23 protein-coding genes are annotated in these 23,588 nt (G+C 67.2%); 7 read left to right on the top strand and 16 right to left on the bottom strand.

Annotated elements, in window-relative coordinates; translation table 11 throughout:
* The first annotated feature begins 75 nt into the window (after positions 1-75).
* Complete coding sequence (locus tag WDC82_RS03950) at positions 76-378, top strand: HlyU family transcriptional regulator (RefSeq protein WP_340115952.1); 303 nt, start codon at positions 76-78, stop codon at positions 376-378.
* A gap of 22 nt (positions 379-400) precedes the next feature.
* The gene (locus WDC82_RS03955) at positions 401-700 is read left to right on the top strand and encodes a hypothetical protein (protein WP_340115953.1); all 300 of its coding nucleotides are present in this window, start codon (positions 401-403) and stop codon (positions 698-700) included.
* Here the strand turns inward: WDC82_RS03955 and WDC82_RS03960 are convergent.
* The 6 genes from WDC82_RS03960 to WDC82_RS03985 all read right to left on the bottom strand — a co-directional run bounded on the left by WDC82_RS03960 (position 697) and on the right by WDC82_RS03985 (position 7,386).
* Positions 697-1,506 (bottom strand): ATP-binding cassette domain-containing protein, encoded by an 810-nt coding sequence (locus WDC82_RS03960; RefSeq protein WP_340115954.1) that lies wholly within the window; start codon positions 1,504-1,506, stop codon positions 697-699. The genes WDC82_RS03955 and WDC82_RS03960 overlap by 4 nt on opposite strands.
* Positions 1,503-2,474 carry an ABC transporter ATP-binding protein gene (locus tag WDC82_RS03965; protein ID WP_340115955.1) on the bottom strand — a complete coding sequence of 324 codons (972 nt, stop codon included), beginning with the start codon at positions 2,472-2,474 and terminating at the stop codon, positions 1,503-1,505. Before WDC82_RS03965 ends, WDC82_RS03960 begins: the two co-directional genes overlap by 4 nt.
* A complete protein-coding gene (locus WDC82_RS03970) occupies positions 2,471-3,370 on the bottom strand; it encodes an ABC transporter permease (protein ID WP_340115956.1) in 900 nt (299 codons plus the stop codon). The genes WDC82_RS03965 and WDC82_RS03970 overlap by 4 nt, the downstream gene beginning before the upstream one ends.
* The gene (locus WDC82_RS03975; RefSeq protein WP_340115957.1) at positions 3,367-4,320 is read right to left on the bottom strand and encodes an ABC transporter permease; all 954 of its coding nucleotides are present in this window, start codon (positions 4,318-4,320) and stop codon (positions 3,367-3,369) included. The genes WDC82_RS03970 and WDC82_RS03975 overlap by 4 nt, the downstream gene beginning before the upstream one ends.
* 214 nt (positions 4,321-4,534) lie before the next feature.
* Positions 4,535-6,040 (bottom strand): ABC transporter substrate-binding protein, encoded by a 1,506-nt coding sequence (locus WDC82_RS03980; protein ID WP_340115958.1) that lies wholly within the window; start codon positions 6,038-6,040, stop codon positions 4,535-4,537.
* Positions 6,041-6,108: 68 nt separating this feature from the next.
* Positions 6,109-7,386 carry an acetylornithine deacetylase/succinyl-diaminopimelate desuccinylase family protein gene (locus tag WDC82_RS03985; RefSeq protein ID WP_340115959.1) on the bottom strand — a complete coding sequence of 426 codons (1,278 nt, stop codon included), beginning with the start codon at positions 7,384-7,386 and terminating at the stop codon, positions 6,109-6,111.
* A 255-nt stretch (positions 7,387-7,641) separates the two neighbouring features.
* Between WDC82_RS03985 and WDC82_RS03990 the strand changes: the two genes are divergently transcribed.
* A complete protein-coding gene (locus WDC82_RS03990) occupies positions 7,642-7,956 on the top strand; it encodes a hypothetical protein (protein WP_340115960.1) in 315 nt (104 codons plus the stop codon).
* Positions 7,957-7,984: 28 nt separating this feature from the next.
* Here the strand turns inward: WDC82_RS03990 and WDC82_RS03995 are convergent, their stop codons facing one another.
* The 5 genes from WDC82_RS03995 to WDC82_RS04015 form a co-directional block, all read right to left on the bottom strand.
* Positions 7,985-9,163, bottom strand: coding sequence for an AGE family epimerase/isomerase (locus WDC82_RS03995; RefSeq protein ID WP_340115961.1), 1,179 nt, complete (start codon positions 9,161-9,163; stop codon positions 7,985-7,987).
* Between the two features lie 84 nt (positions 9,164-9,247).
* Positions 9,248-10,399: an acyl-CoA dehydrogenase family protein gene (locus WDC82_RS04000; protein ID WP_340115962.1), complete on the bottom strand. Its 1,152-nt coding sequence runs from the start codon at positions 10,397-10,399 to the stop codon at positions 9,248-9,250.
* Between the two features lie 139 nt (positions 10,400-10,538).
* The gene (locus tag WDC82_RS04005) at positions 10,539-11,561 is read right to left on the bottom strand and encodes a hypothetical protein (RefSeq protein WP_340115963.1); all 1,023 of its coding nucleotides are present in this window, start codon (positions 11,559-11,561) and stop codon (positions 10,539-10,541) included.
* Positions 11,562-11,673: 112 nt separating this feature from the next.
* Positions 11,674-13,602: a C1 family peptidase gene (locus tag WDC82_RS04010; RefSeq protein ID WP_340115964.1), complete on the bottom strand. Its 1,929-nt coding sequence runs from the start codon at positions 13,600-13,602 to the stop codon at positions 11,674-11,676.
* A gap of 137 nt (positions 13,603-13,739) precedes the next feature.
* Positions 13,740-14,651 (bottom strand): lysophospholipid acyltransferase family protein, encoded by a 912-nt coding sequence (locus WDC82_RS04015; RefSeq protein ID WP_340115965.1) that lies wholly within the window; start codon positions 14,649-14,651, stop codon positions 13,740-13,742.
* 385 nt (positions 14,652-15,036) lie between these two features.
* Here WDC82_RS04015 and WDC82_RS04020 point away from each other — a divergent pair, with 385 nt between their 5' ends.
* Positions 15,037-16,743 carry a HAMP domain-containing sensor histidine kinase gene (locus tag WDC82_RS04020; protein WP_340115966.1) on the top strand — a complete coding sequence of 569 codons (1,707 nt, stop codon included), beginning with the start codon at positions 15,037-15,039 and terminating at the stop codon, positions 16,741-16,743.
* Here WDC82_RS04020 and WDC82_RS04025 read toward each other — a convergent pair.
* Genes WDC82_RS04025 through WDC82_RS04045 form a run of 5 tightly spaced genes read right to left on the bottom strand, consistent with a single transcriptional unit; the run spans position 16,730 to position 20,025 of the window.
* Positions 16,730-17,779 (bottom strand): TonB family protein, encoded by a 1,050-nt coding sequence (locus WDC82_RS04025; RefSeq protein ID WP_340115967.1) that lies wholly within the window; start codon positions 17,777-17,779, stop codon positions 16,730-16,732. The genes WDC82_RS04020 and WDC82_RS04025 overlap by 14 nt on opposite strands.
* Entirely contained in the window at positions 17,776-18,237 is a 462-nt protein-coding gene (locus WDC82_RS04030; protein WP_340115968.1) for a biopolymer transporter ExbD, read from the bottom strand. Before WDC82_RS04030 ends, WDC82_RS04025 begins: the two co-directional genes overlap by 4 nt.
* Positions 18,238-18,250: 13 nt before the next feature.
* Positions 18,251-18,745, bottom strand: coding sequence for a biopolymer transporter ExbD (locus tag WDC82_RS04035; RefSeq protein WP_340115969.1), 495 nt, complete (start codon positions 18,743-18,745; stop codon positions 18,251-18,253).
* A complete protein-coding gene (locus WDC82_RS04040; protein ID WP_340115970.1) occupies positions 18,708-19,541 on the bottom strand; it encodes a MotA/TolQ/ExbB proton channel family protein in 834 nt (277 codons plus the stop codon). Before WDC82_RS04040 ends, WDC82_RS04035 begins: the two co-directional genes overlap by 38 nt.
* Positions 19,542-19,590: 49 nt before the next feature.
* Positions 19,591-20,025 carry a Tat pathway signal protein gene (locus WDC82_RS04045; protein WP_340115971.1) on the bottom strand — a complete coding sequence of 145 codons (435 nt, stop codon included), beginning with the start codon at positions 20,023-20,025 and terminating at the stop codon, positions 19,591-19,593.
* A 428-nt stretch (positions 20,026-20,453) separates the two neighbouring features.
* Here WDC82_RS04045 and WDC82_RS04050 point away from each other — a divergent pair, with 428 nt between their 5' ends.
* From WDC82_RS04050 to WDC82_RS04060, 3 genes are all read left to right on the top strand, one after another.
* Entirely contained in the window at positions 20,454-21,470 is a 1,017-nt protein-coding gene (locus WDC82_RS04050; RefSeq protein WP_340115972.1) for a TRAP transporter substrate-binding protein, read from the top strand.
* Positions 21,471-21,632: 162 nt separating this feature from the next.
* Positions 21,633-22,172: a TRAP transporter small permease gene (locus WDC82_RS04055; protein ID WP_340115973.1), complete on the top strand. Its 540-nt coding sequence runs from the start codon at positions 21,633-21,635 to the stop codon at positions 22,170-22,172.
* Positions 22,173-22,214: 42 nt separating this feature from the next.
* Positions 22,215-23,588: a TRAP transporter large permease subunit gene (locus tag WDC82_RS04060; protein ID WP_340115974.1), complete on the top strand. Its 1,374-nt coding sequence runs from the start codon at positions 22,215-22,217 to the stop codon at positions 23,586-23,588.

Raw genomic sequence — 23,588 nt, forward strand, 5'->3', positions numbered from 1 at the left:
GAAGAAAGCCTTCCACGCGCTAACCTGTCATGCATAAGAAAGCACCCAAAAATCGAGCAGACGGGGAAGGCGACCATGGGCCTGTTGAGCAAGCTTTTCGGCGGCGGCAAGAGCAGCGACGCCGGGAACCGGGGCAGCGGCGGCAAGGAAGGCGCCGAGGTCGACTACAACGGCTTCAAGATCACGGCCGCCGCCCGGCCCCAGAACGGCCAGTGGCTGACCGCCGGCATCATCCGCAAGGAAATCGCCGGCGAGGTGAAGGAGCATAGATTCCTGCGTGCCGACACGCACGCTTCGCCGGAATCCGCCAACGACTTCGCCGTCGTCAAGGCGCGCCAGATCATCGATGAGCAGGGCGAAGGAATTTTCCGCGACTAGAAAGCGAACCGGAGCCGCACCTATGAACCTGAAGGCCTTTCGCGCCAGCCTGAACGACCCGGAACCGCCCAGCGGCCTCACAGCGCTGCAGCACGCCCTGTGGCACGCCGCGCGCGGCGAGTGGGACCTCGCCCACCGCCTGGCGCAGGACGACGGCAGCGCCGAGGGTGCCTGGGTGCATGCCTACCTGCACCGGGTCGAAGGCGACGAAGGCAATGCCGGCTACTGGTACCGCCGCGCCGGCAAGCCGCACTGCCACGACAGCCTGGACGCCGAGTGGACGGCCATCGCCGAGAGCCTGCTGCAGCCCGCGCCGCTCTAAACCTGCCGCTTCCGCGGTACGCCGATGCGCGGCACGGCCTCCAGCAGCGCGCGCGTATAGGGATGCTGCGGCGCGCGGAACACGGCCTCGGTCGCGCCCCCTTCCACGATCTTCCCGTCGCGCATGACGATCACCCGGTCCGCCACCTGGCGCACCACCGCCAAGTCGTGGCTGATGAAGAGATAGCTCAAGCCCAGCTGCTCCCTCAGGTCCATGAAGAGGTTCAGCACCTGCGCCTGCACCGAGACGTCCAAGGCCGAGACCGCCTCGTCGGCGACGATGAGGTCGGGCCGGGTGATGAGAGCGCGCGCGATGGCGATACGCTGACGCTGACCGCCGGAGAATTCGTGCGGAAACTTGTCGGCATCGCCCGGCCTGAGACCGACGGAGGTCAGCGCCCCGGCGATGCGTGCGCGGCGCTCGTCACGGCCGACCGCCTCCAAAGCGTCGAGCGGCTCGGCGACGATCCAGCCGACCTTGCGGCGCGGGTCGAGGGAGCCGTAGGGGTCCTGGAACACCATCTGCGCATGGCGCCTCAGCGCGCGCAGTTCGGACATGGAGAGCGCGAAGACATCGCGGCCCAAAAAAATGACGCGACCGGCGCTCGGCTTCTCCAGCGCCAAGACGCTACGCGCAAGGGTCGACTTGCCGCTGCCCGACTCGCCGACCACCGCCAGGCTCTCGCCCTTCGCCAGGGTGAGGCTGACATCGTCGAGGGCGCGATGCACCGGTGCCGGCGTGAAGAGGTGACGGCGCGGTAGCGCATAGTCGAGGATAAGGTTCTCCACCCGCAGCAGTTCGCTCACAGCGGAGTCTCCTCGCGGTGCGGGTGCAGACAGGCGACGGCGTGGCCGTCAATGGCGAAGTCCGCGGGCTGCGCGGGCAGGCAGTCGTCCTGCACCCGCGGGCAGCGTCCTGCGAAGACGCAGCCGGCCGGCCGGTGCCGCGGATCCGGCACCGTACCGGGAATCGTGGCAAACCGGCGGCCGGCAGGCAGAGGGGCGTCGAGCGCGCCCGGCGAAGCGGCCAGGAGGCCGCGTGTGTAGGGGTGAGCCATGCGCTGGAATACCGCCGCCGTCGCCCCGCGCTCCACCACGCGCCCGGCATACATCACCAGCATCGCGGCGGTGTTCTGCCAGACGACGGCGAGATCGTGAGTGATCAGCACGAGGGCGAGGCCGGCCTCTTCGGCCACCTCGGCCAGCAGGTCGAGGATCGCGGCCTGGCTTGTGACATCGAGCGCCGTCGTCGGCTCGTCGGCGATCAAGAGCGCCGGTTCGCAGGCCAGGGCCATGGCGATCACCACGCGCTGGCGCTGGCCGCCGGAGAGCTGGTGCGGATAGAGGCCGGGCGAGAAGCGCGGCTGCGGCAGGCCGACGCGGTCGAGCAGCTTCACCGCCCGCGCCTCGGCGTCCCCTCGCGCAAGGCCGAGGTGCCAGCGCAGCCCCTCGGCGACCTGGAAGCCGATGGTCTTTACCGGGTTCAGGGCGGTCATCGGTTCCTGAAACACCATGGCGAGCCGGCGGCCGCGAATCCTGCATAGCTCGGCTTCGGAAAGCGCCAGCAGGTCTTCGCCCTCGAAGACGATCTCGCCTGAAGCCCGCGCGCCTTCCGGCAGCAGCCCCATGATGGCGAGCGCCGTCATCGACTTGCCGCAGCCCGACTCGCCGACAATGCCGAGGCTCCCGCCCGCCGCGAGGTCGAAGCTCACGGCCTCCAGAATCGGTGCCGGACCCAGCTTGACCGAGAGATCGCGCACCGAGAGCAAGCTCATCGCTGCCTCCTGAGCCGCGGGTCGAGCAGGTCGCGCAGGCCGTCGCCCAGCAGGTTCAGGCCCAGCACCGTCACCATGATGGCGACGCCCGGAAAGATCGCGAGATGCGGCGCCAGAACCATGAGGGTCTGCGCCTCGTTCAGCATCTTGCCCCAGGAAGGCGCCGGCGGCTGGGTGCCGAGCCCGAGGTAGCTGAGGCCCGCCTCGGCGAGAATGGCGAGGGCGAACTGGATGGTCATCTGCACGATGAGCAGGCTGGCGATGTTCGGCAGGATGTGCTCGGCGGTGATGCGCGTCCTGCCCTTGCCAGCGACGCGCGCGGCCATGACGAAGTCGCGCTGCCACAGGCTGAGCGCCGCCCCGCGCGTCAGGCGCGCGAAGACAGGGATGTTGAAGATGCCGATGGCGATGATGGAGTTGATCGCACCGGGACCGAGGATCGCCGTGATCATCACAGCCGAGAGCAGCGCCGGGAAGGCGAAGGTGAAGTCGTTGAAGCGCATCACCACTTCCTCGACCAGGCCGCGCCGTGCCGCGGCCAGCGCCCCCAACGGCACGCCTAGCCCTGCGCCGATGCCAACGGCGACCAGGGAGACAGCCAGCGAATTCACCGCCCCGCCTATGAGCCGCGAGAGCACGTCCCGTCCGAACTGATCGGTGCCCAGCCAGTGGGCCGCCGAGGGCGGCTGCAGCTTGGCAGGAATGTTCATGACGTCGACCGGATAGGGCGTCCAGATCAGCGAGAGGAGCGCCACCGCGACCAGCGCCAAGGTGACCGTCAAACCGAAGACGAAGGCGGCGGAGCGGCGCCCGCGCAGCCAGTACTCACGCCAGATCTCCCGCGACCCGTGATCGCTCCCAAGGTCGCTCCCGAGGTTGCTCCCGGGGTCTCTCATGGCGCAGACCTCCCGCGCAGGCGCGGATCGAGCACGGCGTAGAGCAGGTCGACGACGAAGTTCACCACGATCACCGCGGCGGCCAGCAGGATCACCAGATCCTTCACGACGATGAGATCGTGCTGGGCGATAGCCTGGAAGATAAGGCGCCCGAGCCCCGGCAGGTAGAAGACGTTCTCGATGATGATGGTGCCGGCGAGCAGAAAGGAGAACTGCAGACCCATGATGGTGACCACGGGAATGAGGGCATTGCGCACCGCATGGCGCCACAGCGCCGCGCTGCGGGTGAGGCCCTTGGCCCGCGCCGTCCTCACGTAGTCCTCGCCCAGAGTCTCCAGCACGGAGGACCGGGTGACGCGGGCCAGGATCGCCGCCTGCGGCAGCGCCAGCGCCACGGCGGGCAGCAGCAGGCTCTGCAAGGCGGGCCAGACACCCTCCTCCCAGCCGGCAAAGCCGCCCGCCGGCAGCACCTGCCAGTGCACGGCGAAGAGCAGGATCAAGAGGATGGCGAACCAGAAGTTCGGCACCGCGATGCCGAGCTGCGTGAAGCCCATGACGCCAACGTCCGTCGCCCTGCCCCGCTTTGCCGCTGCCAGCACGCCGAGCGGAATCGCAAGGACCGTGGAGAGCAGGATGGCTAAGAGGGCGAGCGGCAGGGAAAGGCTCAAGCGTTCACGCACCAGTTCCCACACCGGCACGCCGTAGGTCACACTGGTACCGAGATCCCCGGTGACCAAGCCGCCGATCCAGGTCAGATAACGCGTCACTGCCGGCTCGTTGAGCCCCATCTGCTCACGCAGCGCCGCCAGGGTGTCCGGCCGCGCGTTCATCCCCAGCATGATGGAGGCGGGATCGCCCGGCAGCACCTCCATCACCAGGAAAACGACCAGGCTGGCGACCAGCAGAGTGATGACCAGGGCGGCGAGACGCTGCAGGAGGAACAGGGCCATGGCTCAGTGCCGACGATCAACGCAGAAGCGGTTGCCGCCACCCGGGGTGTCGTCCCGGGGCTTGACCCCGGGGCCCATCGGCGTCAATCGCACGCGCAGTCGTGCGAACCTTGCATCCTGACCAGCAGCCTGTGCGACGGTGGAGTCAATGGATCCCGGCAACAAGTGCCGGGATGACAGTTTTCGTGTGGGGAGGCCGAGACTCTCCGCCACGCTACTGCCAGTAAACTTCGGTCAGGTCGTTGCCGGGCGTGGGCGTGTTCTCCCAGAGGCCCATGACGTCCTTGTTCCAGACGCCATGCTTAGCAAGCTGGAAAAGAAAGACATTCACGCAGTCCTCCGCCAAGGTTTCCTGTGCTTCGGCAAAGATCGCATAGCGGCTTTTCTCGTCCACCGTCGTATCCAGCTTCGCCATCAGCGCTTTGAAATCCGCGTCGTGATAGTCGAAATAGTAGTCGTCGCGGGCGTAGATGCCGATGTCCATCGGTTCAACGTGAGACACGATGGTGAGATCGTAGTCCTTGGCCTTGAAAACCTGCTCCAGCCAGGGTTTCCATTCCAACTGGGTGATTTCCGTCTTCACGCCGATCGCGGCGAGCTGTGCGGCGACGATCTCCCCACCACGTCGCGCGTAGCTGGGGGGCGGCAGCATGAGGCTGAGGGTCACGCCATCGGCATAGCCGGCTTCGGCCAGCAATGCCTTAGCCTTGGCCATGTCGTAAGGATAGCGCCCCGTAAGATCCACGTAGGCCGGATGATGCGGCGCGAAGTGACTGCCGATCGGCGTGCCGTAGCCGAACATGGCGCCGTCGATGACGGCCTTGCGATCGACGGCATGGGCCAGGGCACGGCGCACACGGACGTCCTTCAAAGCGCCACGCCCATTGTTCATGGCGAGAATGGTCTCACCCTCGGTGGAGCCGATCACCACGGTGAAGCGCGGGTCGGCCTCGAACTGCGCCAACGCCTCCGGAGCCGGCACGTTGGGAAAGGCATCGACATCCCCCGCCATCAGCGCCGCGGTCGCCGCCGAAGGATCCGGGATGATCTTGATCGTCGCCTTGGCCAGCTTGGCCGGCGTACCCCAATAGTCGGGGTTCTTTACCAGTTCGACGCGGTCGCCCTTTACCCAGCGCTCGAACTTGAAAGGCCCGGTGCCGACGGGATTGTTCTTGTTCTCCGCCGCGCTTTCCGGCGCGACGATGACCGCATCGCCCCAGCCGAGATTAAACAGCAGGTTTCCGGTGGGCTGCTTCACCGTGATGACCACGGTCCCGGGGTCCGGGGCCGCCACCGAGGCGATGGAGGCGAAGAGCCCCTTCTGCGCATTGGTCGAGTCCTCCGCCATGGCGCGGTCGAGCGAGAACTTCACGTCGGCGGAGTCGAAGTCCGTGCCGTCGTGGAATTTCACACCCTGGTGCAGGGCGAAGGTATAGGTGAGGCCATCGTCGCTGACCGTCCAGCTTTCCGCCAGCGCCGGCTTCACCGCGCCGTTGCGGTCGATGCGCGTCAGCCCCTCGAAAATGTTGGCGTAGACCACCTCGTCGATGGCCGCGGCAGCGCCCGCCGTCGGATCGAGGTGCGGCGGCTCCAGCACCATGCCGAGGGTAAGGCTGTCCTTGGCGGCGAAAGCCCCCGACGCGCCGCCCAGGAGACCCGTTCCAAGAACGCTGGCGGCGAGGAAAGCTGCGGTGAAAGTCCGCTGGACACGCTGCTTCATGACTGCACTGCCTCCGTCATCTGCGGTCCGCGCTTGGCGCCTTCCGCTTTTTCTGCGTGAGCGGGAGTTTAGCGGCGCCCTGCTTCCCCCAAAAGCGCCAAAGTCGCGGCGGCCATCACCTTGGCCGAGGCCACCATGTCGTCGATGCCGACGTATTCGTCGGGCTGGTGCGCGAGGTCGAGGATGCCGGGGCCGTAGGCGATGCAGTCTTCCAGCTGGCCGACGCGCACGATGTGTTTCTGGTCGTAGGTGCCCGGCGAGACCACCTGCTCGGCCGGTCTGCCGAGCACTTCCTGGATTGCGGCGGAGACCGCGCGCACCACCGGCGCCTCGGGATCGGTCATGGTCGGCTGGAAGGCCAGAACCTCGCGCAGGGCATAGTCGAAGCCCTGGCGGTCGTGCTTAAGCCCTTCCAGCAGGGCGACGATCTCGCGCTTCACCTCCTCCGGGTCTTCCTCGATGAGATAGCGGCGGTCGAGCACCAGGCGGCAGGAGTCCGGCACCAGCGGCGCCGGCAGGCCGTCATAGTCCTCGGTGAGACCGCCGTGGATGGAGTTGATGTTGAGGGTCGACTGCCGCGCGCCCTCCGGTACCACCGGCATCTCGGTGCGCTTGCCCGCCAGCGCCGGGTAGAGCTCGCTTTCCAGCCTCTGCAGGAAAGCGCCCATGTGGCGCACCGCGCAGTCGCCGAGGAAGGGCATGGAGCCGTGGGCGATGCGCCCGTGGGTCTCGACCTCCGCCCACCAGACGCCGCGGTGGCCGATGCAGACGCGGTCGACGTTCAGCGGTTCAGGGATGATCACGTGGTCGACCCGCGGCCGGGAGAAGAAACCTTGCTTCGCCAGGTAGCCGACGCCGCCATAGCCGCCGGACTCCTCGTCCACGGTGCCGGAGATCTCCAGCGCGCCCGGCAGACCGTTGTGTTCCTCCAAAAGAGCCTCGACGGCGATAACGGCGGCCGCGATGCCGCCCTTCATATCGCAGGCACCGCGCCCGTAGACCTTGCCGTCGCGCACCAGCCCCTCGAAGGGATCGACGCTCCAGCCGTGGCCGACCGAGACCACGTCGATGTGGCCGTTGAAGTGGACGCAGGGGCCCGGCGCCGTGCCCTCCTTGCGCGCCACTAGGTTGGTGCGCGGGTAGCGGTCGGAATCGCCGGCCTCCCCCTCGCCCCGGTGATAGCCGACCTCGAAGCCGCGCGCCCTCAAACGGTTGCCGAGGAACTCGGCGCAGGGCGTATAGGCCTCGCCCGGCGGGTTCACCGTGGGAAAACGAATGAGATCCTGGGTCAGCGCGACCAGGTCGTCGCGCTTGGCCTCGATGCGGGCAAAGAGGGAATCGTGCATGGTCCCAGCCTAGTACCACTGGCACCCGGCCCGCCAAGGAAAAAGAACCAGATAGCCTGCCAGACGGCACTGCTATTACCATTGGATGATCCGCCGGCTTGAACAGGAAACAGATGCCAACGCTCCGATATTCTGCGATTTGCTTGGCGCTGGCGGTAGCCATGCCGGCAATGGCGACCGCCAAGCCCTCACGCAGCGAATGCATGGTGGGGTATCGGCTCGACTGGTCCAGCATACAAAAAGATAGAGGGGGACGTGGCCAACTCGATCGCGGCCGCGAATAGAGCTCTCGCAGATGAAACCCTGGCCGGCCTGATGTTTCAAAAACACCACAGCGAGCTGTATTTGATCTTCAGGGCGGACTGCGAAAACAAAGCGGCGAAAGCTGCCACGCTTTTCGACGGCTGGCGGGAGAATGGGATCGAACTACCAGATCTCGCGCGCATCCCGGACCCAATCATTCCGTCTACGCAGACTTTGGATGTTCAAGGGCCTTTTTGGCGTGATGGTATGCCCGATGGGATCCCACCCAGCCAATTCAGCGTGCCTCCCGCAGATCAGCAGATCTGATCGCTCTGCCCAGTGTGAGCGAGCAAGCTCAACCCTCGAGCGCCCGCAGCACCTCATAGCAGGCGCCCATGGTGTGGTAGTCGGTCTTGCCGGCGGGGGATTTCAGGTCGTCGTATTTGCGGTTGTCCTGCGTCAAGATGCGGAACCAGGCGCCGTGGTGGTGATCGACCATGTGGTCCCAGGAATAGCGCCAGATCCGGGCGTACCAATCACGGTAAGCTGGATCGCCGGTCGCCAGTTCCAGCAGCTTGGCCGCCGCGAAGCTTTCCGCCTGAACCCAGAAGTACTTGTCGCCGTCGCAGACGCGCCCCTCGGGATCGAAGCCGTAGCAGAGGCCGCCGTGTTCCGCGTCCCAGGCGGTTTCCACCGAACGGTCGAAGAGGCTGCGCGCCGTCGGCAAGTGCCAGTCGGCTGGGGCGTGGCGGTGGAGGATCAGCAGCAGCTTCGCCCACTCGGTCTGGTGGCCCGGCTGGAAGCCCCAGGGGCGGAACAGGTGCTTAGGGTCATCGCGGTTGTAGGCCCAGTCGACGGTCCAATCTTCATGATAGTGCTCCCAGACCAAGCCGCCGGCCAATGACGCCTGGCGCCGCGTCACGGTATCGGCGAGCAGCGCCGCGCGATCCAGGTAGCGGCGCTCCCGGGTTGCCTCGAAGGCCCAGATGAGGGCCTCGCAGGCGTGCATGTTGGCGTTCTGGCCGCGATAGGCGCTGATCTTCGAGAAGTCGAGCGAGGCCTCGTCCTTGTAGAGGCCGTGTTCGGCCTCCCAGAAATGGCGCTCCATGAGATCCCAGGCCTGCTCAAGGACCGGGCGCCCCTGCGGCAACCCGGCGAGCAGTGCCGTCGCGCCCGCCAGCATGACGAAGGCCAGGCCGTAGCAGTGGTTGGTGGCATCCGCCACCTGCTCGCCGTCGAGAACCCAGGCATAGCCGCCGGTGGGCTGGCGGTGGCGGTCCTCCAGGAAAGCGAGACCGTGCAGCGCCAGGGCAAGATGCTGCCCGCCGCCGAAGCGCCGCGCCGCCATGGCCTCGTTGAAGACGAAACGGGCGCTCGACACCAAGTGCCGTGTCTTCCGCTCATAGACGCTGCCATCGTCGCGGAAATGCTGGAAAAAGCCGCCCGCCGGATCGAAGGCGCTCGGCTGATAGAACGCCAGCGTCCGCCGGATGTGTTCTTCCAGAAAGCCGGGATCGGAGAAATCGATGTCCACCCGGATCGCCTCCCGCGCCGTCGAGGGTGCTGAAGTGCACCCTGACGCGCGCGGGCGCGATGGGCAAGGCCGCCAGCCAGCCTCTCACGCCGCGCAGCGCGGCGCCTCCGGCTTGGCGGCAACCGGCTCCAGGCCGAGGGCAAGGCGGCCGGTAAAGAGCTGCTGGCGCTTTTCCGGCAGCGGGTGGAACTGCGCGCCGTGGGCGTCGCGCAGCAGGCGTTCCAGCCCCAGCTTGCGGTAGAGACCGCTGCCGCCCGCCGTCTCCAACGCCTTTTCCGCCGTGGCGATGACGGCGTTGGCGGCGATGGTCTTGCGGACCAGCACCTTGCTGGCCAGATCGGGCGACGGCGCGAAATCGAAGCCGTTGGCCAGGCGGACCATGTCGTCGACGGCGATCTCCGCCGTGGTCAACAGGTTCTCCATCTCGCCGACCAGGAAGGGCGCCACCGGGTCGTCGCCGCGCGACTTGGCGCGGTCGCGGGCAATGGCCGCCGCCGCCCCGGCGACGCCGAGGTAGACGGACATAATGATCGGCATGGCCACGGTGACGATGACCGCGAAGGCCGGGTGGAACGGCCCCTGGGGCCGCTTCAGGGCCACCGCCGCCTCGGGCACGAAAACGCCGTCCAGCTTCACGGTTTGCGAGCCGGTGCCGCGCATGGTCATGGTCTGCCAGTCGTCGAGGAAGCGCACGCCCTCGGCCTTCAGCGACACCGGGAAGTGCATGACCTGCGGCCCCTCCGCGGGGTCGACGTAGACGGCCGAGGTGATCAGCAGATCGCCCAGCGGCGAGCCGCTGGCGAAGGGCTTCACCGCCGTGACACGGTAGCCGCCGTCGACACGCTCGACCCGGCCGTTGGACTCGAGCCAGTCGGCGGCACCGGTGGAGACCAGGATGGCGTCCTCCGCCACCACCTTGTCGAGCAGCTTGCGGCCCGGGCGCCCGGCGCGGTCGTTGGCGACCGCCGCGGCGACCAGATGCTGGTGCATGGCGAGCGCCAGAGCCGTCGCCGGGCAGTAGCCGGCAAGCCCGCGCAGGAAGGCGCAGACCTCGGCATGGCCCGCCCCGCCGCCGCCGATCTCCAGCGGAATCAGGGCGGTGAACACCTTGGCACGCTTGAGGGCCTGGTAGTTCTCGGCAACGAAGCTGTCACCGGCGTCGTGCGCGGCGGCGCGGGCAGCGAAACGAGGGCCGAGTTCGGCGAGTACGGCGGTCAGGTCGATCTTCTGGGGCATCGGAATGCCTCCTTTTCCATGTCAGGGCGGCGACGTCGTGATCATCACGGGCAAAGGCGGCGGCAATCAACTTCAGGAACTGAAGCTGCACGGCGATTTCAGAGGGACTAGCCTTTATTGCCAAGGCTTACCCGAAAGGTCAGACCGGCCGCTCCCGCCCGCGCGTCAGGGCCAGAGCCACCACCCGGTGCAGCCACCAGCCGCAGCCCCAGGGGTGGACGGCGCGGCACCAGCGACGCCAGCCGGTGACAGGCGGGTCGGCCGCTTCCAGTTTCACCAGCCGCAACGCCTTCACCGACGGACGCTCGGGATCGGCAGGCTGCTCGACCGCCTGGATGCCGTCGTCGGCCAGCGTCACGCGCAGACTGACCGGCGCTTCGCCACGGCGCGGATCGTAAAGCCAGAGCCGCACCCGCTCGACGCCGTCGCGCCCGAGGCTCAGTTCCTCCTCCAGGCGATAGACCACCGCGAGGTCGACGGCCGGCAGGTCGTCCTCGGCATCGCGGATCAGCTCGACGGGGCAGGCCTCGCGCCGGTCCAGGCGGCGGCGCAGCTCGGCCAAGGCCCCCTTCGCCTGCATGGCGATCCAGCGCCCGCCGCCCGCGACCGGCGGGTTCAGCTCCAGCGTCACCTCCACGGTGTCGAACAGGCCGCTGGCGTTCAGTTCCTGCTGCATGGCACGGGTCAGCTGGGCGACCGGCGCCCAGTTGTCGGCCACGCGCGCGAAGATGGCGCGCCACATGAGGGCCTCGGCGGCGTTGTCGCGCAGCAGCGCGGTGGCCCGGCGAACCAGGTACGGCTGCAGTGCTTTCCAGCGCCGGGCGTTGGCGGGATTGGCGAGGCCGCCGGGCGCGGCGCGCGGCGGCGTCAGGCGCAGGTGGTGATGATCGCAGGCGGCCAGTACCAGTGCCGCCCGCTGCAGCTCTTCTTCCGGCAGGGCAGCCGCCGCCATGGCCTCGACCAGGGCGACCGCGCCGAAAGTGTCGCTGTGCGCGCCGTAGAGATTGGTGAGGCGCTCCCCGGCCACCCGTCCGCCGTCGGCCAGCGCGGCGGCGAAGCCCGCGCCTTCCGCCGCCGTCAGCTCCCAAGCGGGCCAGGCGCCCGGATCGTCGAGCCCCAAGTGATCGAGCCAGGGACGGAAGCGGCTTTGGAAGATCGACAAGGCGGGCCCGGGAGGAGAAGGGGAACGGGGACGAAAGCTGCACCGCTGTGCAGGGTGCTGCCAGTCATCTTGGAATCCTCCCGGCCCCGGCGCAACTCCGGCAAACCGGTTCTCAGAACTCGCGCGCCAGCTTGGCTTTGCCGGTGATGATCCGAAGCATCGAGTTCAGAGTGGGCTCGTCGTTGTCGAAGCCGCCGTGGGTGCTGCTACAGGAATCGAGTTTCAGGCTGACCGGCACGTTCTGCGTGCGGATTACGGTCTTGCCGTTCTCGGCCTTGGGCGCACCGATGACGCGCTTCACACGCGCCACCTGCTTGCGATCTGCTTCCGGCGCGGCATCAAGCCGCTTCTTGGGGGGATTGACGAAGGCTTCCATGCCCAGCAACGGAGCGCGATGGCGCGGCTCGAAGCTCTCGGAGACCAGGTAAAGCAGGCTCTTGTGGTAGACCGGCCCGACGCAGTCGTCGCGCTCGACGCTGTCGACGAGATTGAACTGGGCGTAACGCTCGATGCGCTTGCCTATATGAGGGGCGATCTTGGCCTCGAAGAGGTCCAGGGTGCAGGCCGGCGCGAAGAGGGTCAGCGACTTCACAGGCAGGTCCAGGAGGTGCAGCACCTCCATCAGATGGGCAATGAAGATACTGCCGGCGCTGTGGCCGACGAGGTGCAGTTCCGCCTCGTCGCCCAACGCCTCGAAGCAGGCGGCGATCTTCGCCGCAGTGAAGCTGGCGCCGCCGCCGTCGTCCGAGGCGCGCAAGGCATTGTCCTTCATCTGCGCCCAGACCGGCCTTCCCAGCGGGCGCGCCGCCAGCTCGATGCCTTCGTCCAGCAGGTCGTAAAAGCGCTCCTTCATGTCATCGGTCCAGCCCTGGAACCGGCCGCGGCGGAAAGCGTCCTGCACGATGCCACGCGCGGACTCGAGGATGCCCGTCTCCCACATGAAGTGCAGCGGGTAGATCTGGTTGTCGAGGAAGTAGCGCTGCATCGAGGAGATGCGCGCCGCCGAGGCCTTCTCGTTGTTGAGGCCGCCGTGGCAGTAGATCATCAGGCGCCGGGCGCCGGCCCAGTCCTTCGACATCTCCTTGAAGCCGGCCAGCACCACATTCTCGACGTCTTCCTCGTCGCTGGAATAGAGGCCGGACTGCGAGAAGCGGCCATCGTTGCCGAGGTTCACGAAGTGCGGGCGGATGGTCTCCAGCACAACCGACTCGTCTGCCACGAAGCCAAACTCGGCGGCACGGCCGTGCTCCAGCGACGGGTCCCCGGCCAAGGTCAGCGTCGGCACGCCGAGACGCGCCACCCAACAGTCGTAGGCGTTCTCCAGCCAGTCGTCGTAGCCGATGTAGCAGAAGCCCTTGTTGCCCCACGTCGGACCCCAGGAGTTCTGGATCCAAAAGCCGCCGCGGTCGTATCCGACGATGGCGAAGGCATGGCCGCCGATCATGGTCTTGCTGTAGGGGACGACGCCGTCTTTGCCAACCTTCTGCCAGCCTTCGTGGACCTGGGCACTGGCGTAGAGGATGCCGGCCTCGGTGAGCGCCGCCTGCATCTGGTTGAGGTGCAGATGGCGCACCCGGTAGTAGGCGCCGAGCGGGCGGTCGAGGGCGGCGCGCTGGCGCTGCGGCGTGAGGCGGCCCGGCTTCTTGGCGTCGTAGGGCCAGTCGGCCCAGGCGCACACGCCGTGACGCGACCAGCCCTTCATGGCGCCGCGGATCGAGGAACCCTCGTAGTTCTCGCCCTGCCACTCGTCGTAGCGCTTGGCCATCTCATAGAGCATGCGGGCGCTGGCGCCCTTTTCTTTGTTGGCGACCGGCTTGGTCTTGGGCGGCGCGGAATCCAGTCGGTTGTGCAGGTGGTAGTTCACCACGGCCGCAAGCCCGAAGCCGGTGCAGGCGCCCTCCTGTCCCTGGTCGAGGATCACCGGCACGTTCTTGCGGTTGTCGACCTTGAACGGCAGCTCGAAGAGCCCGCTTTCGTAGATGAGGTCGCGCAGGTCGAGCGGATCCTTGACGACGCCGCCGTAGCTGTTGGAGTCCGCCATGGCACACCTCCCCCTTTCGCAATCCGACTGATTGGAGCGGAGTCTCCGGCCAAGCGAGCCGTCGCGTCAACGGCCCTAGCGCCAAATAGCCGGCCTTACCTCTAAAGACGGCGCCTTAAGACGGCGGGGAAGGCACGCTATTGCAGATGGAAGACGGGCCCGAGCGGCGGTTCGAAGGGCGTCGCGAAGCCGTCTCCCCTCTCCGCCACCGAAGCATAGCTCTGCGATGCGTAGGTAAGGGTGCGCAGGTGTTCGGTGAGCGCTCGGCGGTCTCGCAGGTGCGCGAGCTGAGCGTAGCGCAGCGGCGCGCCGATATTGACGGCGACTTCTCGGTCCATCTTGTTCACCACCTCGCGGAACAGCAGCGAGAGGCGCAGGGTCATCGAGACCTGGCTGACGAGTTGGAAAAGCCGGCTGTTCTGTCCCTCGAAAAACACCGGCACCACCGTCGCCTGCGACTCCTGCACCAGGCGGCCGACAAAGGGTTTCCACTCCGGATCGGCGGCACGGCCGAGCGGCGAGGCCGCGGTCGACACCGTCCCACCCGGGAAGATCGCGATGGCCCGCCCGGCGGCGAGGTCGGCGCGGGCCTGGCGCCGCGTTTCCAGATTGACCGCCTGCGCCTCGCGCGTCTCCGCGAAGTCGACGGGCAGCAGGAAAGGCTGCAGCTCCGGCAGGCGGTAGAGCACGGAATTCACCACGATGCGAAAGTCGGGCCGCACCCGCGACAGCAGATAGCCGAGCACGATGCCGTCGACGACGCCGAAGGGATGATTGGCAACCACCACCAGGGGGCCTTCGCAGGGGATGCGCGCGAGGGCACGACGCTCGATTGAAAGACCGAGCGACAGCCGCTCGACCGCCTCAGCGAAGAAGTCGCCCGCCCCCGACCCCTCTCGGCCCTGGGCGCCCGAGCAGTACTCGGCATAGAGGCGCCACAGCCGCGGCTTGCCGGTCAGCTGTTCGATACCGTGGATGACGGCCCGTCGCCAGGCGGCATCGTCGGGCGCGGCGTAGGTAAAGTCTTCGGCGGGGCTAAGGAATCGCATGTCGTTTCCCGGAGCGGCGCGAGGCGTTGTCACCTGCTGGCCATGAATCCGTTCTCTTAACCCTCCTGCATGACTTTCTCGCGACCTTGGGATGACAGCTTCGTGATCCGGCGGCCCCGCGGACTTTCGCGGCTTTCGCGGGCATTTTGACAACCTCGCGGTTGGGTTGTGGCGCTGCCGCCCTCTGCGCACTTGACTCCGCCAGCGCCCGAAGGCTAATGGCGCGGTATTCGACGGCGGCGGCCGAATATTCAAAGCCAGACAAATTCAACCTAACGGTCTCAGGCCCCGCCCGCGCAAAGCTGTAATGTGTTCTCACTGCCGAGCCCGGGCCTGACAGGTCCGGCCGACGTCGCCGCTTATGACGCTGGAGAGAAGTGCCTTCATGGCTTCAACTGGCATACAGAATTTGGGCAAACAGCACTTTGCCGAGCGGCAGGCCCTGCAGCCCTTCGACCTGTTGAACACGCCGATCTGGGTATTCGACGCGGAGCACCACACCATGTGGTGGGCCAACCGGCGTGCGTTAAGGTTCTGGCGCGCGCAGACGCTGGACGAGTTGCTGGCGCGCGACTTCAGCAACGACAGCCCGACGGTGCGCCAGCGCATCGCCCAGGTGATCGCCAATACCCCGCCGGGCGAGGTGGTGACCGAGGCCTGGACGCTTTATCCCGACAACGTGCCGACGCCGCTGCTGCTGGCGATCACCCCGGTGACCATCGCCGAGGGAAGCGACGCCATCCTGATCGAAACTTCGGCGCCGCTGGACATGAGCGGCAATGACGAGGCTCTGCGCCTCCTGGAGGCGACGCGCTACACCTCGCTGATGGTCAGCACCTATTCGATCGGCGGCCAGCTGCTGTCACGCAACCCTGCCGCCGTCGAGACCTACAGCCAGAGCCGGGACACGACGGCGGGCAGCGACCTCGCCGAGCATCTCAGCGATCCGCAGATCCTGCGGGCCATGCGCGAGTGCGTTGCCGCGGGCACCCCGTTCCTGCGCGACCTCAAGGTGCGCACCGCCAGGGGTCTGCGCTGGCATCAGGTGCAGGCGCGGCGCGGGCGCGACCCGCGCACCGGCGAATGGGTGGTGGTCGTCACCGAGACCGACGTGACCGAACGCGTCCAGGCAGAAGCACGCCTCGCCAACCTCAACATCGACCTGGAAAAGCGTGTGCGCCAGCGCACCGCCGCCCTGCAGCGCAGCAGCGAGGAAGCCATCGCCGCGCGCAATGAGGCCGAGCACGCCAACCGCACCAAGTCGAAGTTCCTCGCCAACATGAGCCACGAACTGCGCACGCCGCTGAATGCCATCATGGGCTTCTCGGAGATCATCCGCCTGGGCGTGTTCGGCGAGGTGAACGAGCGCTACCAGGAGTACGTAAACGACATCAACGCCTCGGCAGTGCATTTGCTGGGCCTCATCGATGGCCTGCTCGATCTCGCCAAGATCGAGTCCGGCAAGATGATTCTGCAGGAATCCGAGATCGATCTGCGCAGCCTGCTCGACGACACCTTGCAGATGATCGCCGCCACCAATCAGGGCCGCGACAAGGAAATGCTGCTGACCTGCGCGCTGCCGCGGGTAACGCTGATCGCCGACCCTCGCCTGATGAAGCAGGTCGCGCTGAACCTGTTGTCCAACGCCGCAAAGTTCACGCCGGAGCATGGCCGCATCGAGGTCACCGTCGCCGTGGACGCGGGCGGCGCGGAAGTGCGTTTCGCCGACAACGGCGTCGGCATCGATGCCGACAAGCTGGACCTGGTATTCCACCCTTATGAACACGGCGCAAACCTGGTGAGCGGCATGAAGAGCACCGGCCTCGGCCTGCCGATCGCGCGCTCCTTCGTCGAGCTCCACGGCGGCTCCCTGCACCTGGAGAGCGTGTCCGGTGCCGGCACCACCGCCGTGCTGCGCCTGCCGCTGGGCCGGGTGCTGACCGCGCCGCCGAGCGGCGATCACGGTTCCGGCGGCCACGGCGCCCGTGGCCGGAATCCCGCCAATCAGGATTCTGCCGAACACGATCCCGCCCAACACCATCCAGCTGGGCAGGACGGAAACGCCGGCAAGCGCAGCCTCAGCGCAGGTTGAAGTTCACCGGCACGGTGTAGATGAAGCGGCCATCCGTCGGATCGCCCGGCACCGGCGGCAGCGGCGCGGCCCGCTCGATCATCGCGGTCACCTCTTCGTCGAGCAGCTTGTAGCCCGAGCTCTTATCCAGGCGATACTCCAGCAGGCGGCCGTCGCGGTCGATCACGAAGCTGAGATAGGCCGTGCCCTCCTGGCGCCGCAACTTGGCGCGGCGCGGGTATTCCTTGTGCTTTTCCAGCCAGGCCATCAGCAGTGCTTTGTAATCGGCCGACTGCCCCGGCATACCGCCGGCGCTCTGGCCGCGCTCCATGCCGGTGGCCGCGGTGTCGCCCTTGCCCGCCTTGCCGCCGGTGCCGACCAGCGCGTCGGGGGCCGTCTCGCCGACCACAGGCGCGCGCGATGCCGAGGTCACTTCCGACTCGGCATGCCGTTGTACCTCGGCCGCCGGCTGCGGCCGCGCCGCCACCTCCTGCGGTTTTTCCGGCTCGCGCTGCGGCTTGCGCGGCGGCAGCGCCGGGGTGGCCATGGCGGGCGCGGCGGTGGTCTCCTCCACTGGCTCGGCCGCCGTTTCGGCCGGCGGCGGTACGACCTCGGCGACCTCGGCCACTTCCGGCTCGGCAGGCTCTTCCGGCGCGTAGAGCGGGACCTCGGCCGCCACGACCTCGCTTGGCGCTTCGGGTGCCACGGTCTCTGTCGGCGCCGCAACGGGGGCTTCGGCGGCCTCGGTCACCTCGGATACGGTCTCGGTCGGCACGCTTTCGGCCACCGCTTCGGTGACTGCCTCGGGGTCGACCGTCTCCGCCTCCGGCACGGAGGCCGCCTCACTGGTCGCCTCGTCGAATTCGACTGCCTTGGCCTCACCCGGCGAGCCGCCGGCAGTGCCGAGATCCACCGCGACGCCGCCGAGGCCCACGGCCACCGCGCCGGAAGCTTCCTGCAAACCGAAATAGAGCGCCACCCCGGCATGCAGCGCCAGCGCGCTGCCCAACGCGATCATCCAGTGCCGCGTCCTGATGCCGGTATCCAGGGAATTCATGGCTGGGCTCCCGTGGCCTGAGACGGCTCCTGCAGCTGAGGTGCTGCTTGGGCGAAGAGCTGCAGGCGGCGCACGCCGGCATCGCGCAGCGATTCCATCACCGCCACCACGGCGGTGGCTTCCGCCTCGGCGTCGGCCTTCAGGTGGACAGGGGTCGCCGGGTCTGTCGCCAGCCGCTCGGCAAGCTGCGCCTTCAGCGCCGCCGCATCCAGCACCGCGCCGTCCAGCGCCATGCGACCGTCGGCGGCGAGCCAGATCACCGTCTCCTGCGGCCTGTCGTCCCCGGCCGTCTGCGGCGCTCCGGCGGCCGCCGATTCCGGCGGCGCGACGTCGAAGGGCGCCGCGACGGTCAGACGGCCCGCGAGCATGAAGAAGATCAGCAGCAGGAAAACCACGTTGATGAGCGGCAGAATACCTTCCTCCGCGTCTGCCTTTCTCGCTGGTCGCATGAAACGCATCGCTTCAACCTCCTCAGCGCGCCGAATTTGGGACGCCGGGGTCACGTACAAAGGAGACTTGCGTCAGCCCCGCCGCCGTGATGCGGTCGATCAGCGCAACCGCGCCCTGCAGAGACACACCCGGTGCCGGCTTGATGAGCACACGCTGCTCGGGATTGCGCGCGGCATGCTCGGCCAGTCGGGACGCCAGTTGATCGGCTGTGAGCCGCTGGCCGGCTAGGCGCAGGCCGTCGCCGCGCAACTCGACCAGCAGGGCGCCTGCCATCGAGCTGCCGCCGACAGCCGCCGCGGGCGCATCGACCTTCAGGGCACGCTCGTCGAGAAAGCTGGAAGCAAGCATGAAAAAGACCAGCAGGATGAAGACGACATCGATCAGCGGCGTGAGGCTGATGCGCGCACGATGCCGCCGACCGCCTGCGAAGCCGCTGGCGCCGATTCCTCTGACCCCAGGGCCGCCCGGTGCGAAGCGGTCACTCGGCGCCGGCGAGGCGGAGACTTGCGCTGTCATTGCTTTGTTCCGGACTCCGCTCAGGCCGCTGCGGGCGCCGCGGCGTGAGATCCTGCGTAAAGACCTGGGTCACCAGGCTGTCCATCTCCTGCGCCACGCGGTCGATGCGACGCTCGAACCAGTTGAACAGCACCACCACGGGAATGGCGACGGCGAGGCCGACGGCGGTGGTCAGCAGCGCTTCCCAGATGCCGCCGGAAAGGATCGAGGGATCGACCTGGTTGCCGGCCTCGGCAAGGCGGCGGAAAGCCTCGATCATGCCCAGCACGGTGCCGAAGAGTCCGAGCAGCGGCGCGATGCCGCCGATGACCTCCAGCACCCCGAGGTGGCTGCGCAGGCTCTCGATCACTTCGTTGCCGCTGCGCCAGACTTCCTCGCGCACCACGCTTTCCGGCAGATCGCGGCGCTGGCGGCCATGGATGGCGCGGGCGACCACCTGCGCCACCGGGTTGGGCGAGCCCGCCAGCACGGCGAGGGCTTCCTCGGCCCGACCCTCGCGCAGCAGCGCGATAGCCCGTGGCGCACGCCGCCGCTCCCCCAGCCGCACCTTATGGAACTGCCACAGCTTCACCAGGATGATGGCGAGCGCCACCACCGAGCAGGCCAGCAGGATCATCACCACCGGGCCGCCGGCATCGAGAAACGCCAGCAGCCGATCGAGCGTGCCGTCTGCCGGCAGCGGCGCCGCCAGCATCGCATCGCTGCTCGCGCCGCCGGCCGTCGCGCCGTCCAGGGCAGTCCCGTCGGAGGCAGTGCCGTCGGGGGCCGCGGCGCCGTTTTCCACAGTGTCGTTCATAACGGACAACAACTTCCTTCAAGTCTTCGCCGCGCCGCCCGCGCGACACTCATTTGATGAAAGGCACATCCCCGCGCGCCGAGGCGGCAATCAGGCCCAGGCAACCGGCGCCGTCTTGCGGCGCCGGCGCGCAGTCCAGCACGTCGTTCAGCAGGATCGAACCGATGCCGGCGCAATCATGCCCGGTGATGTCGAAGACCTTCAGACTGGTCTTGCCGACCGGCAGCGGCGCCGCCTGCACGGCCAGGCGCTTGGCGACGACGCCATCGCGGTCGAACATCACCAGGTCGAGCTTCAGCGACTCGAATGCCGCAGCGTCGGCATTCTTCACCACCAGGTAGGCACGACAGGCTTCGCCGTTGGGCTCCAGCTTGTTCAGTTCGATGGCGACGCCGCGCGCCGCCTCTTCGGATTGGGCCCAGGAGGCACCCGGCAGCGCCACCACTGCCGCCAGCGCCAAGGCCCGTAAAAGTCTATCAGCCATACGCCTCATGATCTCCCGCCCGCCTTCTCCCGGAACTCCAGATTTCCTTGGGATTCCCGGCGTTCCGCGGCGCAACTTCTCCAGCGGGGTTAGTCCAATCCGCTAGATTTTGCGATTGCGAGTCATTTTCATGCGCAGTTCCTATCATGCTTTTCCGGGTGGCTCCAGGGAGATTTGCCGGCCGCCGGCCCGCCGGCACCGCCCCCTTGAGAATCGGGCGGACCTGTCCGGCGGACGGCCGGCAGCGCCTCCCCGCGCCGCTGCGGACCGGAGGCGCGCCTTGGACGCGGCCGATGGTAGCGATACCAAGTTGTTATTGTAGCGGCTTCGCGATTGGCTTAGGCTCCCACATCGAAGGCGCGGGAGCACAGCGCCGATAGCCGCGCGCCGCCGCAACGGCGCATTGCAGATGAATAGGGAGGAACATGATGAAAGTTCTCAAATGCGCCGCCGTGGCGGCGGCGACTTCGGTCTTTGGCCTCTCCTCGGCCCTTGCCGCGGACTACACCCTCAGAATCCAGACCCACTACGGGCCGGAGCAGACCTCCGGTAAGCTGGCCCAGCAGTTCGTCGACGACGTGGAGACCATGTCGGGCGGCCGGCTGGACATCGAGATGTTCTTCTCCTCCTCCGTCGTCAAGACGGTCGAGACCTTCGACGCAGCAGCCAGCGGCATCCTGGACGGCGACATGACTGGCGGCGCTTACCAGATCGGCAAGAACCCGGGCTTCCAGTTCGTCGGCGACATCATGGGCGGCTACGACACGCCCTGGCAGCAGTATGCCTGGCTCTACAACAACGGCGGCTACAAGACCGCGAATGAGCTCTACAACGAGTTCGACATGCAGTTGATCGGCTGGTGGATCTACGGCCAGGAGTCGCTGTCGTCGTCGACGCCGATCGCCGGGCCGGAAGACCTGAAGGACTGGAAGTTCCGTTCGCCGCCGGGCATGGAGACCGAGATCTTCGCCAATCTGGGCGCCAGCCCGATCGTGATGGACTTCACCGAGGTGTTCACCGCGATGGAGACCGGCATCATCGAGGGCACCGACTATTCCGGCCTCGCCAACAACGTCTCGATCGGCCTCTACGATCTGGTCAAGCACGCCACCTATCCCGGCTTCCACTCGATGCCGTCGGACCATCTGGCGATCCGCAAGGACGCCTGGGACGCCCTGCCCGACGACCTGAAGCGCATCGTCGAGGTCGCCATGCAGAAGCTGTCGTTCCAGACCGCGCTGACCTTCGAGGTGGCGAACAACGAGGCGGCCGCGAAGCTGCGCGAGCAGGGCGTCACCCTGCATGAGTGGTCGGCCGAAGACCGCGCGACCTTCCGCCAGGCGGCGCAGGCCTCGTGGCAGGAGTGGGCGAAGAAGTCGCCGGAGGCGAAGTCCCTCGTCGACAGCCACGTCGCCTTCATGAAAACCCTCGGCCTCATCCAGTAACCCGCCGGCACATCGGCGCGGGAAAGCAACCGGCCACGGTCCCTGTCAGGGCCGTGGCCGGTTCGACGATTGCCAGCAGGCGACCCGCGCGCCTTGTGCTAACCTTTTCCCCCGCGCCCGTGGGGCGAGCGGCAGACCCAGGAAAAGTCAGGGAACCAGCCGATGGTGGAACACCAAGCAGAGAACTGGATGGACCGCATCAGCATCGCGATCAGCCGGGTCGCGATGTTCCTGATCGTGTGGGTCGTGGCGGTCATGTTCTACGAAGTCGTCATGCGCTACGTCTTCGGCAAGCCGACCCTCTGGGTCAACGAGATGTCGCTGTGGACGGCCGGCGCGGTCTACCTGCTCGCCGGCCTGTACGTGATGCAGCAGCGCGGCCACATCCGCATCTTCATCCTCTACGACATGGTCTCGCGCAACTGGCAGCGCGCCTTCGACGTCGTCTCGACCCTGCTGATCTGCCTGTTCGCGGCCGGCGTGGTGTGGGGCGGATTCAACGAGGCCTACGCCAAGCTGATGCGCTGGGAAACCTTCGGCACCGCCTGGGATCCGCCGATCCCGGCCACCATGAAGCCGCTCGTCCTGTTGATCGTGACGCTGGTCGCTGTGCAGGCCGTGGTGAACCTGATTGCCGACTGGAACAAGGAAAAGCAGTCTCACGACCTCGTCGAGGAAGTGCTGCAAGAACACGTCGACTGACGCGAAAGCCCACAACGGTCGCGATTCGAGGAACTGCCTTTCATGGATATCGGAACGATCTCGCTGATCCTGCTGATCGGGATTTTCGTCCTGCTCGCGATCGGCATGCCGTTGGGCTTCGCCTCCGGCTTCCTCGCGCTCGCCGTCCTGATGATGAAGTTCGGCCCGGACCTGCTGTTCCGCTCCTTCGGCACCGGCCCCCTGAATATCCTCGCACAGCGCATGTACGGCTTGATGACCGACTACGTGCTGATATCCGTGCCGCTGTTCATTTTCATGGCCTGTCTGCTGGAAAGATCGAACATCGCGCGCGACATGTTCGACAGCCTGAACGTCTGGCTCAGCCGCACGCGCGGCGGCATCGCCATTGTCACCGCGATCATGGCGATCATCATGGCGGCGATGTCCGGCATCATCGGCGGCGAGATCGTGCTGCTGGGCCTCATCGCGCTGCCCAACATGCTGCGACTGGGCTACAACCAGAACCTGGCCATCGGCACGATCTGCGCCTCGGGCAGCCTCGGCACCATGATCCCGCCCTCGATCGTGCTGATCATCTACGGCCTGGTCACCGAGACATCGATCTACGCGCTGTTCCAGGCCGCCTTCGTGCCCGGCTTCATCCTGGGCGGCTGCTACATCATCTACATCATCATCCGCACCCGGCTGCATCCGGAACAGGCGCCGCTGCCCCCGGGCGGCGAGAGCGTGACCTTCGCGGACAAGCTGCGCGCGCTGCCCGGCCTGGTGCCGCCGCTGCTGATCGTCTTCGTCGTCCTGGGATCGATCTACGGCGGCATCACCGGCATCACCGAGGCCGCCGGCATGGGCGTGGTGGCGGTTCTGCTGCTGATCACCCTGCGCGGCGAGCTGTCCTGGCGCCTGTTCCTCGACGCCCTCATGCGCACCTACAAGTCGACCGGCACGATCCTGTGGATCACCTTCGGCGCCACCGCGCTCGCCGGCGCCTATTCGATCGCCGGCGGGCCGACCTACGTCGCCAACCTGATCGTCGGCGCCGACCTGCCGACCTTCGGCATCCTGCTGGTCATGATGCTGATCTTCCTGTTCCTGGGCGCCATCATGGACTGGGTCGGCATCGTGCTGCTGGTCATGCCGGTCTTCCTGCCGATCGTGCTGAAGCTGCCTGTCGAGGAACTGGGCCTCACCGGCGGCCTTGCCGCCGCGCCCGGCTTCGTCGCCGTGTGGTTCGGCATCCTGTTCTGCGTGAACATGCAGGTGAGCTTCCTCAGCCCGCCGTTCGGCCCCGCCGCCTTTTACCTGAAATCGGTGGCGCCGCCGCACATCACGCTGCCGGACATCTTCCGCGGCTTCCTGCCGTTCATCGCCATTCAGCTCCTCGTGCTGGCGATGGTGCTGCTGTTCCCGGAGATCACCATGGTCTTCGCGAAGTAG

The organism is Pelagibius sp. 7325 (genome assembly GCF_037652055.1).
Classification (GTDB): Bacteria; Pseudomonadota; Alphaproteobacteria; order Kiloniellales; family Kiloniellaceae; genus Pelagibius.